This window comes from Cryobacterium sp. AP23 (genome assembly GCF_054075385.1).
The window spans coordinates 239,901-256,080 of sequence record NZ_CM133415.1 but is presented as its reverse complement, the minus strand read 5'-3'; the positions used below and the strand labels follow the sequence as shown (position 1 = coordinate 256,080).

Sequence of the window (16,180 nt, the reverse complement as noted above, 5' to 3'; positions counted from 1 at the left end):
CGTTCTCAGGAGGAAAGATGGCCGGTCCGGCAATGCCCAATGTGCCCACCAGGCGCAACGTCAAGGTACTCACCGACGCGATCGCATCGCTGGAGTCCGGCACCGATGTCAGCGCGATGTTCCTGACCAAGCGCTACGGCGCCTTCACCATCGAAGGCACCGCGTTCATCTCGGACTCCGTGAAGACCCTCACCGTGGGCGGCCGTTCCATCGAGCAGAACCTCAAGCCGCACAAGTCCCTGCAGGCGTTGCGGGCGGATGCCGTCGAGACCGTTGACACCGATGACGCCGTTGACACCGTTGACACCGCCGTGGCCGAGGACGCCGTGGAGCCGGAGCCGGAGGCCGCATCCGCAGAACCGGCCACGTCCGTGCAGCACGGCGACCTCGTCTCCGCGCGCTTCGTCGACCCTGCCTACGGGCAGTTCACCGTCACCGGGGTGAGCGTCGCGTCCACGATCAGCGACGTGGTGCTCGTCGGCGGCTGGTTCGTCAGCCAGGCCGGCTCAGCGGCGCCGCGCGTCGTGAGCGTCGAGGTCCTGGCCGCAAGCGGCGCCCACGAGTATCCCGTGCCGCCGCGGATCGCCAGCTGGGGCGACGACACCGAAGGCGCCACCGAGTACTGAACAACCCCGCACTGCACGACCGAGCACTGAGCGACCGAGCACTGCGCGACCGACCGATGCGCACCCGGGTGCGCCGACAGAGCCGGCGCGGGCTACTTCGTGGTCAGCGTGAGCTTCGGGTTGGCGGGTGCGCCACTCGCCGACACCTGCAGGCCCACCCGCACGGTCTGGCCGGCCGCGACCGGGCCGGCCCAGTCGGCACCGGTGCAGGTCACCGAGGTCTTCACCTTGACGGTGCAGGTCATTCCCCAGGAGTTCACGATCGCGGTCGCCTTGGTGTCCGGCCAGGTGACGCTCCAGCCCTTCACCCCGCTGGTGCCGGTGACGACGATGTCGGCGACGTAGCCGGCACCCCACGAGCTCTGCAGCTTCCAGGTGGCGGTGGCGCCGGTGCCGACACTGGGCTTCGGCGTCACCGTGGGCTTCGGCGTCACGGTGGGCTTGGGCGTCACGGATGGCTTGGGGGTCGCGGTCGGCGTGGTCGGCTTGGGCGTTGCGGTCGGCTTCGGCGTCACGGTGGGCTTCGGCGTGGGCTTGGGCGTCACGGTCGGCGTTGCCGGCGGGATGGTGCCGGTCAGCAACGGTTTGATGGCGGCGAGCTTCGCCGCCTGCGGGGTCGCCCAGTCATCGGCGACGATTCCGCCGGTGTCACCGCTGTTGGGGTTGAACGACCAGTAGGCGAAGCTGGTCTTGTTCGTGGCGAGGTAGCTCACCAGCGCAGCCATCCACTGCTTGTCTGAGGTGGTTTCCAGCTTGCTGCCGAACTCCCCGACCAGGACTGGCGCGATGCCGCGTTTGCTGATGTAGCCCCAGTTCGCGTCCCATACCGCGGTGAGGTTGGCCGGGTAGTTGGCCGCGCTGAACCATTTCTGCGCGTAGACGGAGGCCGGGTAGTCATGCGGGGAATACACGACCTGGTGGGCGACCTTGAGGGTCACGGGCTTCGCCGCCACGCCGCTGAGTCCGCCGCCCCACCAGGTGGAGGTTCCGCTGGGCTGGTTCTCGACACCTTCGACCAGGATCAGGAGCTTCGGGTTCACGGCCAGCACGGCATTGCCGCCGCGGGTGGCGGCCGCCTGCCAGTCGGTGGCAGCGTTGCCGCAGCCCCAGCAGGCCTGTCCGTGCGGTTCGTTGTGCAGGTCGACGCCGATCACGGTGGGGTCGTTCTTGTACCGGGTCGCCAGGGCCTTCCAGTCGGCGATCCAGCGCGCTTCGCTGTACTGGACGGTGTACCAGAGCTCGGACTGTGCGCCGGAGTCCGGGCGGTGCCGGTCGAGGATCACGTTGAGCCCGGCGGCGGCAGCCTGGCGGATGACGATGTCGAGCAGCTGCTGTGGGGTCTTGTTCGCGAGCCCGGGGTTGACCGCGTAGTTGATCGAACTCGTGCTGGCGGCGGCGAGGCACTCGTTCGAGAACGGGATGCGCAGGGTGGTGAATCCCATCGACCGGATCTGGGCCAGTCCGGCGTCCAGCGAAATGCTCCAGAGCCCGTGCGGGGCGCAGTTGCTCGTTTCCATGCCGAACCAGGACACCCCCTTGATCACGTACGGCGCGCCGGAGGCGGTCACGATCGTGCCACCGGAGGTGTGCAGCCAGCCCGATGCGGGCGCCGTGGCGGCGGGAACGATCGCCGGAACCGTCGCGGGAACCATCGCAGCCGCCGGTGCGGCGAGTGCCGCGCTCAGGCACAATACCGTCGCCAGAACCACCGCCATGACTCCGCGTCGCGCGCGGGATGCCGGGTGTGCGCTCATCTGTCCCCCGCTATGTGATTCGCTGCTGTGTGATTCATTGTGTGGTTCGCCGCCCCGAAGGAGGGCCTTCGCTCAGAGTAGGGGCTGATCGGGTCCGCCGCACTGCGTCGGGGCATTTCGTTACCGGCCGGAAATGCGAAACGACCCGCGCAGCGAACTGTGCGGGTCGCTGTGCGGGTCGTTCGGGGAAAGCAGGTCGCTTAGGCGACGTTCTTCTTGGGCGTGGCCGGGGCCAGGCTCAGGATGGCGTAGCCGAACAGGCCGGACAGGACGCCCATGCCCATCGCGAAGGCCGAGACGCCGAAGGAGACGACCGAGGTGAAGAGCGAGGTGCGCAGGAACGAGGCGTTCATGACGGTGGCGCGCAGCGGGTCATCCTGCTCGAGCTCGGCGTAGGTCTTGTTGTCGGCCATGGCGAGGGCGTGGTGGTTGATGATGTCCGCCTGCGCGTAGGCGGAGAACGGTCCAACGACCGGTGCGCCGGCGAGGAAGGAGGCGTCTTCCGCGACGGTGATCTGCTCGGCGGCGAGCTGTGAGCTCACCACTCCCCAGACGACGCCGCCACCGATGATCATGACGATGGCTCCGAGAATTCCGGCCCACCCGATGAGCTTGATGACCTTGGCCTTGGTGGCGCTCAGGGTGGTTGTGGCCGGAACAGTTGCTGTTGACACGATGTTGCCTTTCGTTGTGATTCTGAAGATAATCACAGTCTCGCAGCGACCGGTTTTCCCAGTCAGGGTACAAAGTCCCGTCCGCGCAGATTTATATGCAAAAGGCCGATATTTTTTGGTCAGGCCCCCACAAGGCCTAGAAGACGGTGAGCCCGCGGGCCTCGAACTGGCCGCGCACGCGGTTCAGCAGGTCGTTCTCCGGCGGGTGCACACCGTGCAGCGGGTACGGGATGCTCAGGCGGTCCCACTTGTCTTCGCCCATCTGGTGGAACGGCAGCACCTCGACGCGCTGCACGTTGGGCCAGCTCTTGACGATGTCGACGACGGCTTCGACGTTCTCCACGGCGTCGGTGAGGCCCGGAACGAGCACGAAGCGCACCCAGACCGGGATGTTGCGCTCGGCGAGCCGGTCGCCGAAGGCGATCGTGGGAGCGAGTTCGCGGCCGGTGACGGTCTTGTAGGTTTCCGGCAGGCCCGACTTCACGTCGAGCAGGACGAGGTCGACATTGTCGAGCAGTTCGTCCGAGGCGCTCTTGCCGAGGTAGCCGGAGGTGTCGAGCGTGGTGTGCACGCCGAGGGCGTGCGCCTCCTTGAACATCCGTTTCACGAACGCGGGTTGCATCAGCGGTTCGCCGCCGGAGATGGTGAGGCCACCGTTAGTGGCCTTGAAGACGCCGAGGTAGCGGGTCATCCGGGCGACGAGTTCGTCGATCGGCGTGACCAGGCCGTCGCGCATCTTCCAGGTGTCGGGGTTGTGGCAGTACTGGCAACGCAGCAGGCAGCCGGAGAGGAACAGGGTCATGCGGGTGCCGGGGCCGTCGACGGCCGTCACGAGCTCCCAGGAATGCACGCTGGCAACGGTGCCTTCGCGGATTGCCTTCATTTCGAGGGTGTGCAGTTCGGCCTTGCGGTCGACGTCGTTCAGGGCACTGATCTCGTCGGCCACGTCGACCGAAAGGTCGACGTGCTCGACGACAACAGGACAGGCAACGCTAGGGAAGCCGAGGTTGATTGCGGTCATGGTCTCGTCCTACCTAGCGTTGCCGGTCATTGCGTTACGGGATTTTCTTAGTGCGAGTGGAACGTGCGGCTGATGACATCCATCTGCTGCTCGCGGGTGAGGCGGACGAAGTTCACGGCGTAGCCGGAAACGCGAATCGTCAGCTGCGGGTAGTTCTCCGGGTGCTCCATGGCGTCTTCGAGCGTCTCTTTGTTGAGCACGTTGACGTTGAGGTGGTAACCGGTGGCCGACGTGAACGCGTCGAGCAGTCCGACCAGGCTCGTGACCTGCTCGTCCTTGGTGTGGCCGAGGCCACTGGGAACGACCGTGTTGGTCAGCGAGATGCCGTCCTGCGCTTCAGCGAACGGCAGCTTGGCGACACTGAGTGCCGACGCGAGCATGCCGTGCGTGTCGCGGCCGTTCATCGGGTTGGCACCCGGTGCGAACGGCTCACCCTTGCGGCGGCCGTCGGGCGTGTTGCCGGTGGCCTTGCCGTAGACCACGTTGGACGTGATCGTCAGGATCGACTGGGTGTGGATGGCGTCGCGGTAGGTCGGGTGCTTGCGGATCATCGTCATGAAGCGTTCCATGACGTCGATCGCGATGGCGTCGACCCGGTCGTCGTCGTTACCGAAGGCGGGGTATTCGCCCTCGACGGTGTAGTCGACGACGAGGCCGGTCTCGTCGCGCACCGGGCGGACCGTGGCGTACTTGATGGCGGACAGCGAGTCGGCAACCACGCTCAGGCCGGCGATGCCGCAGGCCAGGGTGCGGATGATTTCCTTGTCGTGCAGTGCCATCTCGAGGCGCTCGTACGCGTACTTGTCGTGCATGTAGTGAATGCAGTTCAACGCGGTGACGTAGGTCTCTGCAAGCCACTCGAGGGTCTCGAGGTAGGCCGGGAAGACGGCGTCGTAGGTGAGGACCTCTTCGGCGTTGGGCGTGGTGGCCGGGGCGATCTGCTTGCCGGACACCTCGTCGCGGCCGCCGTTGATCGAGTACAGCAGCGCCTTGACGGCGTTGACGCGGGCTCCGAAGAACTGCATCTGCTTGCCGACGCGCATCGGGGAGACGCAACATGCGATCGCGGCGTCGTCACCCATCTCGTTGCGGATGAGGTCGTCGGACTCGTACTGGATGGCCGACGTGTCGATCGAGACCTGGGCGCAGAAGCGCTTGAAGCCCTCGGGCAGCTTGTCGCTCCACAGCACGGTCAGGTTCGGCTCGGGTGCGGGGCCCACGTTGTACAGGGTCTGCAGGAAGCGGAACGCGGTCTTGGTGACGAGCGGGCGGCCGTCTTCACCGATGCCGGCGAGCGACTCGGTGACCCAGGTGGGGTCGCCGGCGAAGATGTCGTCGTACTCCGGGGTGCGGAGGAACCGGACGATGCGCAGCTTGATGACCAGGTCGTCGATGAGCTCCTGGGCACCGGACTCGGTGATGAGGCCGGCGTTGAGGTCGCGCTCGATGTAGGCGTCGAGGAAGGCGGCGTTACGGCCGAAGGACATGGCCGCGCCGTTCTGCTCCTTGACCGCACCGAGGTACGCGAAGTACAGCCACTGAACGGCTTCCTTGGCGGTGGTGGCGGGCTTGGAGATGTCGGAGCCATAGCTGGCGGCCATCTGCACGAGCTCCTTGAGGGCCCGGATCTGCTCCGAGTTCTCCTCGCGGGCACGGATGATGTCCTCGGTCGAGGGCTCCATGTCCAGCTCGGCGCGGTCGTTCTTCTTGCCGGCGATCAGGGCGTCGACACCGTAGAGGGCGACACGACGGTAGTCACCGATGATGCGGCCGCGGCCGTAGGCATCCGGGAGTCCCGTGATCAGGTGGCTGCTGCGGGCACGACGCACACCGGGAGGGTAGACGTCGAAGACGGCGGTGTTGTGGGTCTTGCGGTAGTCGGTGAAGATCGTCTCGAGCTCGGGCGACACGGGGTAGCCGTAGGTCTCGAGCGAGGTGGCGACCATGCGCCAGCCACCGAACGGCATGATCGCGCGCTTCAGCGGCGCATCCGTCTGCAGTCCGACGATGACCTCGTTGGCCTCGTCGATGTAGCCGGGCTTGTGCGCGGTGATGGACGACGGGGTCGTCGCGTCGATGTCGTAGACGCCCTTTTCGCGCTCGACCGGGAACATCGCGGAAAGCTTTTCCCAGATGCCGGTGGTGCGCTCGGTGACGCCGGCGAGGAAGCTCGCGTCGCCCAGGTACGGGGTGTAGTTGCGCTGGATGAAGTCGCGCAGGTTGATCGAGTCCTGCCACGGGCCGCTGACGAATTCGGCGGGGCCGGTTTCTGCGGGACCGCGCTGGTCGCTTCGGATGCCATCTGTGACGGTCATATGGATTGCTCTCCTTGTAGGATCGAGGCTTTCCCGCTGACTGGGTGTTTATCCCAGCATTCGGGCCACGAGGGAGACCTTGAGGTACCGGCTGCTACGTCGGTGCCGATGGTTCGCCCTCTTTTTGAACCCTACTCTGGAGCGAGAGCCGGCAACCGGGACCTTGGTCCCTTATTCACCACCTCGTGGGGTGTGGTTTTCGGGCTCGATCGACAGCAGTTCGAACTGCCGCACCGGGCGCGCCGTGGTGGCCGCGCAGGTGCTCAGCAGCGGGGCCGACATGGTCTCGCCGAGCCGCACCGTGACAGGGTCGCCGTGGTGGTCGAAGTGCACGGTGTGCACTCCCTCCGACTCGGTCCAGGACCGGTATTCGAACGCGTCAACGCGATTGTCTTCCTCTTCGGCCCTGGCGAAGGCCGCGGCCGCCTGGACCGCGTTCGGCAGCGAGCTCCGGCCGCGGAACCAGCGGGGCTCGATGAGGCCGTCCCGGTACGCGTCGACCACGCCGGGGGCATCCGCCCCGGTGACCCGGCCGTAATACAGCCCGTGCGGGAACAGGATCAGGGTGGCGGCGAACCGGTCCCCGCCCAGGTGTGAGCACTCCCAGGTGGCGCGCGGATGCGCCCGGGCGAGCGCCGTGACCACGGGGCGACCCTTCACGGCGCAGCACTGGTCGTGCCGGGCATGGGTGCAGACGCAGATGACCGGGTCGGTCGACCGGGTGCCGGTCGACCCGTCGAGCGGCACGGTGAGGAGGTCGGCCGGGTCGTCGACCGAGCCCCAGTGCACGGATTCGTGCCCGGGCCTGGCGTCGACGGCCGCCCACCGCCATGCCGACTGGCCGCGGCGCTGGTCTGCGGTGCGTCCGGTGCGGCGAATCGCGAGCGGTCGGATGCCCGCACCCTCGATCCGGGTGACGAGCTTGCGGCCGAGCGCCGGGTCGAGCTGCGACTGCAGGAACGCGTGCGCACCCCACGCCCCGTCGATCTCGACGAGGAACCAGCGTTCGCCGTAGCCGGCGGTGCCCGCCAGCGGGTCGTCGCGCTCGAGGGAGCGGTCGCTGCAGGGCAACCAGCCCGGGACCGGTTCCGGGTGCGCGTGCGTGCCCGTCCTGGTCACCGCACCACCAGCACACCCTCGCGCACCAGGCGCCGGGCGACGACGAGGGCGGAGGCCGGGTCGAGGCCGGGCAGGTCGCCCGCCTGCACGGTGTCGCCGGTGAGCACGGCGGCCAGGGCGGCGCTCGCCTCGGCGGGCAGGGTGATCGTCTTCCCCGGCAGCACCAACGACACCTGGCCGCCCGCGTCGACCAGGCGCCCGTCGAGGCCGTGCCGCAGGCTCACGGTGGTGGCCTCGTGCATCGAGGCGGCACTGTTCACCGTGGCCAGCGGCGCAATCGGCTCCGGCCGGGTGGAGTCGCGCACCCGACGCGTCAGCCGGCGCGCGACCCGGGTGGCCTGGTCGGGATCGTCGCCGGTGAACCGGGACAGGTCGGCGACGGCGTCGGCGACGAGCGCCGCGACCACCGCAGCATCCGACAGGTTGACGCCCAGCGGCAGGGCCGCGCGCAGGTTCTCGGCGGTCTCGGCCCTGGCCAGGACGTCCCGCAACACGTCGTGGCGGGTGAGGGCGGCAACGCCGATGGTGAGGTGGATGGACGTGCCGCCGAGCGCCGTGGCCGAGTGGATCCAACCGCGGGGCAGATAGAGCACGTCGCCGGGGCGGAAGGTCTTCTCGATCGCCGGCTCGTCCTTGGCCTTCCGTGCAACCTCGGCGCGGTGGTCATCCCACGGTTGGTTGCGGAGCGGGTTTTCGTAGACGGGTGAGTGGATGCGCCAGCGCTTCTCCCCCGCGATCTGGATCACGAAGACGTCGTGCACGTCGTAGTGCGGGTCGAAACCGCGCGCCGACGCGGGCGTGATGTACGCGTTCACCTGCGCCGGGTGGCCCAGGTCGGCCACGAGCTGCCGGGTGAATTCGGCCAGCGGCGCCCAGGTGCGGTGTAGTCCCTGCAGCACCAGGGTGGCTCCGGCGGCGAATTCGTCGAGGACCTTGTCGGCGCTCACCTGGTCGGCGATCTCGGCCCCGAAACCGCCCGGCGCGGAGTACCGCGCGGCGTTCAGCACCGAACCTTCGTTGGCCATCCGCACGAACGGGGTGCGGAGCCCCCGGCGGGTGACGAGCTCGTCGACGTCGTCGGCGGTGAAGAGATCGGCGAACCCGCCGGGCAGGGTGGCCGCCCGGGCAAACAGGGCCCGGCTCCCCCAGTAGTCGGTCGCGAAGGCGTCCGGGTCAACCGCCAGCAGGCGCGCGAGCGCGGGTCGGTCAGCCGACCCGCGCTCGTCGCCCGGCATCAGGCCGATCCGTCGGCGCCGCCGTCGTGTCCTTCGGCGTTCGCGCCGCCGTCCGCGACGCCTTCCTCTGATGCGGAGCCGTCGGCTCCGCCATCGTGGCCCTTCGGGTTGGCGCCGCCGTCTGCGGTGCCCTCACCATCTCCGGCGGTACCGTCGGCGCCGCCATCGTGGCCCTCGGGGTTGGCGCCGCCATCGGCTGTGCCTTCGTTCGGATCCACGCCGGATGTGGTGATGTCGTCATCGTTGATGCTCACTTCGTACCTCCGTAGCCGTTCACAGGCGTCGGCTGGCGCCTACTGGCGATAGTACGTTGCCCGGGTCGAAATGTCAGTGCTGTCGGGGAGAACGTCATCCGTCCGGAGCAGAACTGTTCCCCTTGCGGACATGTGCACCCGGTGTGCCGGGACCATTTGTCCGCATTGGGAACAGTTGGGCGCGGGAGGGGGCGCGGGAGGGGCGCTAGAGCTTCTTGCCCGGGTTCAGGAGCGCGTGCGGGTCGAAGGCCGCCTTCACCCGGCGCTGCAGGTCGCGCAGCACCGGGCCGAGTTCGTCGTCGAGGTGTGCGCGCTTGAGCACGCCGATGCCGTGCTCGCCGGATGCCGATCCGTCGAGCGAGATGGCCAGCGCGATCACCCGGGCGAACGCCACGTGCGCCGCGTCGATCTCGGCCGGCACCTCCGGGTTGTAGCCGATCACCGGGTGCAGGTTGCCGTCGCCGATGTGACCGCCGGTGCTGATCGGCACGCCCAGGTCCCTGGCGATCTCCGCGAGGCCGAGCAGCAGCGCGGGCAGCTGGGACCGTGGCACCGTGACGTCCTCGTTGAGGGCGCCCCCGTGCACGGCCTGCACGGCCGGGTGCAGCAGGCGCCGGGCGCTCATGAGCTGTTCGAGCGACTCCGGGTCGTGCGCGATCGTCACCTCGCCGGCTCCTGCGGCGCGCAACATCTCGGCATAAACCTCGACGTCGTCGTGGGCCCGGCCGATCTCGTCGGACTGCACCAGCAGCAGTGCGCCGGCCCCGGCCGGCAGGGTCGAGGCGGGATCGAAGGTGTTGATGGCCGCGATGCAGGCGCCGTCGAGGAATTCGAGCACGCTCGGCCGGCGGGCGCCGGCGACGATCGTGTTGGCGGCGGCCAGGGCATCCGCGGTATTGGCGAAGGTGGCCGAGACGCCGGACGGCACGCCGGGCTTGGGCAGCAGGCCCACCGTGATCTCGGTGATGATGCCCAGGGTGCCCTCCGACCCCACCAACAGGGCGGTGAGGTTATAGCCGGCGACGCCCTTGATGGTGCGCTGGCCGGTGTGCACGACCGACCCGTCGGCGAGAACCACGGTGAGCTGGCGCACGAAGTTGCCCGTGACGCCGTACTTCACGCAGAGCATGCCGCCGGCGTTGGTGGCCACGTTGCCGCCGATGGTGGAGGCGCGCCAGGAGCCGGGGTCCGGCGGGTAGAACAGGTCAACGGCTTCGGCGGCCCTGGCCAGGGCGATGGTGCGCACCCCGGCCTGCACCGTGGCGGTCTGGTTGGCGGTGTCGACGGCGAGGATCTTCTTCATCCGGGTCATGCTCAGCACGATGGCGCCGTGGATGGCGTTCGCCCCGCCGGCCAGCCCGGTGCGGGCGCCCTGCGGCACGATCGGGATGCGGTGGGCGGCGGCGATGGTCACGACGGCGGCGACCTCGTCCGTGCTCTTCGGGAACACCACGGCCAGCGGCTCACCGCTCAGGGTGCCCTCGGACTGGTCGCGCCGGTTGCCCTCCGCCTTGTCGCCGGTGGCGATCTGCGCGCCCGAGAGCACGGCGGCGAGCTCGTCGAGAACGATGGACGTGACGTCTGTCATGGTCATGACTACCTCTGCTGGACATGGGCCCGAAAAGGGCGCCTGGGCGACGCGTGCGACTCACTCAATCGCGTCCCGGGCCACAATTCTATGCACCTGTTTTTCGGGTGACCTGCTGTTTGGCAAGGTTGCCTGACCCATTCAGCTCACCGGCGGCCGTTTGCATATCTCACCCGGGCTGGGCGCGCTAGGGGCCTTGTGCGGGCATTCGGCCCCGGCGCGGCCGGCCCGCTCACACGCCCAACTCGGCCCGCAGGGTCCAGGCGTTCCGCACCGCGTTGCCGCCGCCGTCATTGTTGAAATAGGCGAACACCTCCCGGCCGTCCGCCTGCCATTCCCGGATGCGGTCCGCCCACCAGCGCAGGTCGGCGTCGGAATACGACCCGCCGTAGAGGTACTCTCGGGCGGGTCCGTGCAGCCGCAGGTACACGAACGGCGCGGTGGCCCGCAGCAGGCAGGGCAGGCCGGCGCCGCTCATCACGCAGTAGCCGGCGCCGTGCCGCTCGAGCATGCCGAGCACCTCGTCAACGTGCCAGCTCGGATGCCGGAACTCGACCGCCACCCGGATCCACGGCGGCAGGGAGCCCAGGAAGTAGTCCAGGCGGGCGTCGTCGCGCTCGTGGCCGGGATGCAACTGCACCAGCAGGATGGCGCGGCGGTCGCCGAGCTCGTGCCAGCCGGCGGCGATCCGGTCGGCCCACACCTCCGGCCCGTAGAGCTTCTTCGCGTGGGTCAGGCCGCGCGGCGCCTTCGCCGACATCACGAACCCGGCCGGCAGCCGGTGCCGCCAGCCGGCGAACGTGACGTTCCGGGGCCAGCGGTAGAAACTGGCGTTCAGTTCCACGGTGTCGAAGTTCGCCACGTAGGTGGCCAGCCGTTTCGCGGCGGGCAGGCCGGCGGGGTAGAGCACGTTCTCCCAGTGGTCGTAGCTCCAGCCGGACGTGCCGATGTGGATCGCTGTGCTCATGGAGGTCAATAGTGGCCGCACCGAGGCCATCCGTCGATGACCGGGAACATGTTTCCCGGCTGAAACACGAGGTCGGTAGGATTTCAGTTCTCACGTCACGGCATTGGCCCTGGCGGTGACCGGCACGAACACCAGCGGGGGGCGTGGATGACCGAGGATGCAGCACGGACGGGACGCGCCCGCATCCGCCGCGCCACACGCACCCGTGGTACCGGTACCCGTGTCACCGGCACCCGCCGCACCCGCACCGTGGTCATCGCGGTCGCGAGCCTCGTCGTTGTCGCGCTGGCGGTCGTGCTCGTCACCCGCACGCTGGCGGTGTCGGCCGCGCAGAGCCGGTACGACGCCGCGGCTGCCGCCTTCCGCGCTGAGCAGACCGTTGCGGTGCAGACCGTGACGGATGCGGAGGGCGCGCTCGACGCCGCCATCGCCACCCTCGCCAACAGCGCTGGCAAGGTGCTCAGCGAGCAGCCGCGCACCGACCTGGCGACGGCCATCGACGCCGCCACCACCCGGCTGAGCGCTGCCGCCCAGGAACTCACCGCCGCCGAGACCATCGCGGATTCCGCGGTCGTGACCACGTCCCTGTTCGACTCCGGCACCGGCATCCGGGACAGCGCGCAGGCCCTGTCAACGGTCGACTTCGCCGCCTCGGCCGGCGTCGACGGCATCGCGGCCGACCTGGCCGCCCCGGTGGCTGCCGTCTCCCAGGCGATGGCGGGCTGGCAGGCCGAACAGGACCGCATCCTGGCCGCCCGCTACACCAACAACGTGCACGCGACCGGCTGGAACGCCGAACTCGACGAGTGCATCGGGTCCGTGGACGTGACCGCGCACTACGAGAACGTGCCGACCATCGCCGAGCACTGGTCGTGCGGCGGCAAAGACTTCCCGGACGATGCCGGCACCGTGATCACCCTCACCGGCGAGCACGCCGGTACCTACCGGGTGGAGGGCATCGTGGCGATGCTGAACGCCCACCGGAACAGCACTGCAGACGTGCCGCGCGGCTACGACCTGCTCTACCAGACCTGCCAGAACGGGCAGTCGAACACCATGTCATTCACCGCACTGACCCGGATCTCCTAGCCGACTGGTCCCAATCCGGACAAGTGGTCCCGGTGTGCCGGGTGCATTTGTCCGGAGCGGGAACAGTTAGTTCGGCGCGGACTGGGGCAGCAGGTCGGTGGCGACCATGTCGACGCTGCGTTCCCAGAGCGCCGTCGCGAGGCCGGCATCCGTGGCCTGGCGGTTGACGCTGTGCACCCGCCGCTTCTCGTAGTACTCGCCGGACTGCCAGTCGACGCCGGCGGCGGTTCCGGCCAGCCAGACGAGGGTGTCCGCGCCCTTCTCCGGGCTGATCAGCATCCGTTTGAGCGCGGTCTGGTAGACCAGCCGCATGATGCTCGTCGATCCGGTGGAGAAGCTCGTGGCCACCACGCCCGGGTGGAACGCGGCGGTGACGATGCCGCGGCCGCTGTACCGGCGGTGCAATTCGCGGGTGAAAAGGATGTTGGCGAGCTTCGCGTCGCCGTAGGCCTTGTTGGGCGAGTACTTGCGATCGTTGCCGAGGTCGTCGAGGTTGAGGCGTCCGAACCGGTTGGCGGTGCTCGAGGTGTTGATCACCGACGCCCGGCTCTCGACCAGGCGGTCCATCAACAGGGTCGTCAGCAGGAAGGGGGCCAGGTGGTTCACCTGGAACGTCTTCTCGTGGCCGTCGACGGTGAGCTCCCTGGCGCCCATGATGCCGCCGGCGTTGTTGGCGAGCACATCGATGCGCCCGTACTGGCGCAGCAGGTCGGCGGCCAGGGTGCGCACCTCGGCCAGGCGGCTGAAGTCGGCGATGAGATGGTCGGCGCCGAGCTCGGCCGCGACCGCCGCGGTCTTCTGCGGCGAGCGCCCCACGATGACCACCCTGTCGCCGGATGCGCTCAGCGCGCGTGCGGCCGCCGCACCGATTCCGTCGCTGGCACCGGTGATCACTATCGTGCGTTCGCTCATCTGACGCTCTTCCACTCTGGCCGGTTCGGTCTTCAACGGTGCGAACCGGCGGATTTCAGTAAGGCGTCATCGACTCACGGTGTCTGACTCTACTGCGCAGGGGCAGCACGCCCATGGAGGTGTTGAGGTTATTGATGCATTTATCGGCCCCATTCGGCGGTACGCTGGAGTCATGCCGTCCCCACGAACCACGCCCGTCCGCCCGTCCGGGCTCTCGGCTGTCGAACGCGCCTACACCCACGTGGCCGACGCCATCATCTCCGGCGACCTCGCGGCGAGCGCCCTCATCACCGAGGGCGACGTCGCGGCGACCCTGGGGCTCAGCCGCACTCCGGTGCGCGAAGCTTTCCTGTCCCTCGAGTCCGCCGGTCTGCTCCGCCTCTTCCCGAAGAAGGGCGCCGTCGTCACCGCCATCGACGACACCGAGACCGCGGAGCTGCTGCAGGTGCGCGCCCTGCTCGAGACGAAGGCCGTGCAGGTCCTCGGCGAGCGTGCCGAGCGGGTCGATTCCGTCGACGCCGAACTGCGCGCCCTGATCCAGGCCCAAGCGGATGCCGCCGCCGCGGGTGATCTCCTGGCGTACGCCAGAGCCGACCACAGGTTCCACTCCCGCATCGTCGACGAAACCGGGAACCGGGTCATCGACGACATCTACGCCAGGCTGGGCCCCCGGCTGGAACGCCTGGTGCACCGGGTCGCCGCGCGCGACCCGGACAACATCACCCGGCTCATCGACGAGCACCGCCAACTGGCCGACCACCTCCGTGCCGGCGACACCGCCGCGTACGCTGCGGCGCTCCGGCTCCACCTCGAGTCGGGCCACCGCGTGCACCGGCCGCTCTGACCCGCCCACCCCGGCACGCCCCCGCACACTCCAGCACCAACCGGAAAGTCCCATGTCTCCCCGCACTCCCCGCACCCCCAGCTCCCTCGTCCCGTGGCAACTCGCCGCGCCGGCGCTGTTCGTCATGGCCTGGGGCGGCAACCACTTCACCCCGCTGCTGCACATGTACGAAACCCTCGGCCACTACTCCACGGTCACGGCCGACCTGTTCCTCGGGTTCTACGTCGTCGGGCTGGTCCCCGGCCTCCTGCTGGCCGGCGCACTCTCCGACCGCTACGGCCGCAAGCCCCTCGTGATCATCGGGGTCCTCGGTGGCATCGCGGCCAGCATCCTGCTCGGGCTCGGCTTCAGCAGCGAGGTCGTGATCTGCCTCGGCCGGTTCCTCGCCGGGCTGAGCGTCGGCGTAGCGATGTCCGTCGGCACAGCCTGGCTCAAGGAACTCTCCAGCGCCCCGTTCGACCTGGTGGCGCGCCCCACCGCCGGCGCCCGCCGCCCCGCGCTCACCCTCACCGTCGGCTTCGGGCTGGGCGCCGGCATCTCCGGTGTCCTTGCCCAGTGGGGCCCGCTGCCCACCCTGCTCCCCTACCTGGTGCACATCCTCCTCAGCCTGCTCGTGCTGCCCTTCCTTCTCCGGGCGCCGGAGACCGTGCCCCGCAGCCGCGTGCACGGGTCGCTGTGGCTCGACCTGCAGGTTCCGCTCGCCGGACACCGCCGGTTCCTGCGGGTGGTGCTGCCCACCGCACCCTGGGTGTTCGGCGCCGCCGGCATCGCCTACGCCATGATGCCCAAGCTGGTGGAGGGCCGGCTCGGCGAACTCAACCTCGCCTTCGCCACCCTGCTGACCGTGGTGACCCTGGGCACCGGCGCGCTCGTGCAGCCGCAGGTGTCCCGCCTCAACTCGATCACCCGCGGGCGTGCCCTGGTGGTGGGCATGGCCCTCATGGTCACCGGCATCCTCAGCGCCGTGGTCACGGCCGTCACCGTTTCCCCCGTGCTGGCCCTGATCACCGGCATCCTGCTCGGCGCCGCCTACGGCATCACGGTCGTGGCCGGACTCGTCGAGATCCAGCGCATCTCCACCCCCACCGACCTGGCCGGCATCACCGGCGTCTACTACAGCCTCACCTACGTGGGCTTCCTGCTGCCCGTCGCCTTCGCGACCCTGAGCGACTACGCCGGTTACCCCCTGATGCTCTCCCTGCTCGCCGTAACCTGTGCCTGCTGTCTGGCCCTGACCGCGGTGGGTCTCCGCCGGGCCTGACCCCGGGCATCCGCCTGGGGTCCGCGCCCGGCCCATGGCCTGGGCTCACGGGGTCGGCCGGGATGCGCCGGTGCGCTTCTCCTTCGCCTCCCGCAACAAGACCAGCGGAAGCAGCAGCGTGGCAAGGGCGGTGACCAGCCAGACCACGAGCGCCGCGAGGACCCAGGTCTGCCAGCCCTCGATGGTGAGACCGCCGGGGAACAGGGATGCGATCCACAGGGCAACGAAGGTCGATACCAGCCCGATGCCGCCTAAGAACGCCGGCGCTCCCCGCGCCACCACCTTCGCCAGGAACGGCGAGAGCACACTCTGCGCCACCGCGAACACAACCACGGCGGTGATGAATCCGCTCGGGGTGATGGTGAGGTCCTCGAGCACGAGGGACGCCACCCACAGGCCCAGAGCCGCGGACAGCAGGAAGATCAGCGCACGCAACAGGATGCGAATCATGCCGCGATGGTAGCGCCGCCGCACGCCGCCGTCACCCCGCCCGGCACACACATGCCCGCGGCACGCGACAG

The 16,180-nt window shown here is 69.0% G+C and carries 15 protein-coding genes; 4 read left to right on the top strand and 11 right to left on the bottom strand.

The features are described 5' to 3' along the window. Positions 1 to 17 precede the first annotated feature (17 nt). Positions 18 to 626, top strand: a complete 609-nt coding sequence (locus ACU5E9_RS01195; RefSeq protein WP_456811833.1) for a hypothetical protein — start codon at positions 18 to 20, stop codon at positions 624 to 626. Positions 627 to 718: 92 nt separating this feature from the next. Here ACU5E9_RS01195 and ACU5E9_RS01190 read toward each other — a convergent pair whose 3' ends face one another. The 9 genes from ACU5E9_RS01190 to ACU5E9_RS01150 all read right to left on the bottom strand — a co-directional run bounded on the left by ACU5E9_RS01190 (position 719) and on the right by ACU5E9_RS01150 (position 11,553). Continuing rightward, positions 719 to 2,341, bottom strand: a complete 1,623-nt coding sequence (locus tag ACU5E9_RS01190; protein ID WP_456811832.1) for a cellulase family glycosylhydrolase — start codon at positions 2,339 to 2,341, stop codon at positions 719 to 721. A gap of 239 nt (positions 2,342 to 2,580) precedes the next feature. Next, positions 2,581 to 3,054, bottom strand: coding sequence for an aromatic ring-opening dioxygenase LigA (locus ACU5E9_RS01185; protein ID WP_456811831.1), 474 nt, complete (start codon positions 3,052 to 3,054; stop codon positions 2,581 to 2,583). A gap of 136 nt (positions 3,055 to 3,190) precedes the next feature. Further along, entirely contained in the window at positions 3,191 to 4,075 is an 885-nt protein-coding gene (gene pflA, locus ACU5E9_RS01180) for a pyruvate formate-lyase-activating protein (RefSeq protein ID WP_456811830.1), read from the bottom strand. Positions 4,076 to 4,122: 47 nt separating this feature from the next. Beyond that, a complete protein-coding gene (gene pflB, locus ACU5E9_RS01175) occupies positions 4,123 to 6,390 on the bottom strand; it encodes a formate C-acetyltransferase (protein WP_456811829.1) in 2,268 nt (755 codons plus the stop codon). Positions 6,391 to 6,561: 171 nt separating this feature from the next. Beyond that, a complete protein-coding gene (locus ACU5E9_RS01170) occupies positions 6,562 to 7,509 on the bottom strand; it encodes a sucrase ferredoxin (RefSeq protein WP_456811828.1) in 948 nt (315 codons plus the stop codon). Continuing rightward, the gene (locus ACU5E9_RS01165; RefSeq protein ID WP_456811827.1) at positions 7,506 to 8,744 is read right to left on the bottom strand and encodes a cupin domain-containing protein; all 1,239 of its coding nucleotides are present in this window, start codon (positions 8,742 to 8,744) and stop codon (positions 7,506 to 7,508) included. The genes ACU5E9_RS01170 and ACU5E9_RS01165 overlap by 4 nt, the downstream gene beginning before the upstream one ends. Further along, on the bottom strand, positions 8,744 to 8,998 hold the full coding sequence (locus ACU5E9_RS01160) for a BatC protein (protein WP_456811826.1): 255 nt from the start codon (positions 8,996 to 8,998) through the stop codon (positions 8,744 to 8,746). Before ACU5E9_RS01160 ends, ACU5E9_RS01165 begins: the two co-directional genes overlap by 1 nt. 205 nt (positions 8,999 to 9,203) lie before the next feature. Continuing rightward, a complete protein-coding gene (locus ACU5E9_RS01155; RefSeq protein ID WP_456811825.1) occupies positions 9,204 to 10,592 on the bottom strand; it encodes an FAD-binding oxidoreductase in 1,389 nt (462 codons plus the stop codon). A 226-nt stretch (positions 10,593 to 10,818) separates the two neighbouring features. After that, a complete protein-coding gene (locus tag ACU5E9_RS01150; RefSeq protein WP_456811824.1) occupies positions 10,819 to 11,553 on the bottom strand; it encodes a DUF72 domain-containing protein in 735 nt (244 codons plus the stop codon). 147 nt (positions 11,554 to 11,700) lie between these two features. Here ACU5E9_RS01150 and ACU5E9_RS01145 point away from each other — a divergent pair, with 147 nt between their 5' ends. Next, positions 11,701 to 12,642: a hypothetical protein gene (locus tag ACU5E9_RS01145; RefSeq protein WP_456811823.1), complete on the top strand. Its 942-nt coding sequence runs from the start codon at positions 11,701 to 11,703 to the stop codon at positions 12,640 to 12,642. A 66-nt stretch (positions 12,643 to 12,708) separates the two neighbouring features. On the opposite strand, the gene ACU5E9_RS01140 is transcribed toward ACU5E9_RS01145, so the two are convergent. Beyond that, entirely contained in the window at positions 12,709 to 13,554 is an 846-nt protein-coding gene (locus ACU5E9_RS01140; RefSeq protein ID WP_456811822.1) for an SDR family NAD(P)-dependent oxidoreductase, read from the bottom strand. Positions 13,555 to 13,726: 172 nt separating this feature from the next. On the opposite strand from ACU5E9_RS01140, the gene ACU5E9_RS01135 reads away from it, so the two are divergent. Both ACU5E9_RS01135 and ACU5E9_RS01130 read left to right on the top strand, forming a co-directional pair. Next, positions 13,727 to 14,398: a GntR family transcriptional regulator gene (locus tag ACU5E9_RS01135; protein ID WP_456811821.1), complete on the top strand. Its 672-nt coding sequence runs from the start codon at positions 13,727 to 13,729 to the stop codon at positions 14,396 to 14,398. Between the two features lie 52 nt (positions 14,399 to 14,450). After that, positions 14,451 to 15,659, top strand: coding sequence for an MFS transporter (locus ACU5E9_RS01130; RefSeq protein WP_456811820.1), 1,209 nt, complete (start codon positions 14,451 to 14,453; stop codon positions 15,657 to 15,659). Positions 15,660 to 15,704: 45 nt separating this feature from the next. Here the strand turns inward: ACU5E9_RS01130 and ACU5E9_RS01125 are convergent, their stop codons facing one another. Continuing rightward, positions 15,705 to 16,109, bottom strand: a complete 405-nt coding sequence (locus ACU5E9_RS01125; RefSeq protein ID WP_456811819.1) for a phage holin family protein — start codon at positions 16,107 to 16,109, stop codon at positions 15,705 to 15,707. Positions 16,110 to 16,180: the final 71 nt, after the last annotated feature.

Coding starts and splice junctions, on each gene's coding strand:
- ACU5E9_RS01145 (WP_456811823.1), top strand. CDS start 11,701: ATGACCGAGGATGCAGCACGGACGGGACGCGCCCGCATCCGCCGCGCC.
- ACU5E9_RS01165 (WP_456811827.1), bottom strand. CDS start 8,744: ATGCCGGGCGACGAGCGCGGGTCGGCTGACCGACCCGCGCTCGCGCGC.
- pflA (WP_456811830.1), bottom strand. CDS start 4,075: ATGACCGCAATCAACCTCGGCTTCCCTAGCGTTGCCTGTCCTGTTGTC.
- ACU5E9_RS01135 (WP_456811821.1), top strand. CDS start 13,727: ATGCCGTCCCCACGAACCACGCCCGTCCGCCCGTCCGGGCTCTCGGCT.
- ACU5E9_RS01130 (WP_456811820.1), top strand. CDS start 14,451: ATGTCTCCCCGCACTCCCCGCACCCCCAGCTCCCTCGTCCCGTGGCAA.
- pflB (WP_456811829.1), bottom strand. CDS start 6,390: ATGACCGTCACAGATGGCATCCGAAGCGACCAGCGCGGTCCCGCAGAA.
- ACU5E9_RS01125 (WP_456811819.1), bottom strand. CDS start 16,109: ATGATTCGCATCCTGTTGCGTGCGCTGATCTTCCTGCTGTCCGCGGCT.
- ACU5E9_RS01195 (WP_456811833.1), top strand. CDS start 18: ATGGCCGGTCCGGCAATGCCCAATGTGCCCACCAGGCGCAACGTCAAG.
- ACU5E9_RS01150 (WP_456811824.1), bottom strand. CDS start 11,553: ATGAGCACAGCGATCCACATCGGCACGTCCGGCTGGAGCTACGACCAC.
- ACU5E9_RS01190 (WP_456811832.1), bottom strand. CDS start 2,341: ATGGCGGTGGTTCTGGCGACGGTATTGTGCCTGAGCGCGGCACTCGCC.
- ACU5E9_RS01155 (WP_456811825.1), bottom strand. CDS start 10,592: ATGACCATGACAGACGTCACGTCCATCGTTCTCGACGAGCTCGCCGCC.
- ACU5E9_RS01140 (WP_456811822.1), bottom strand. CDS start 13,554: ATGAGCGAACGCACGATAGTGATCACCGGTGCCAGCGACGGAATCGGT.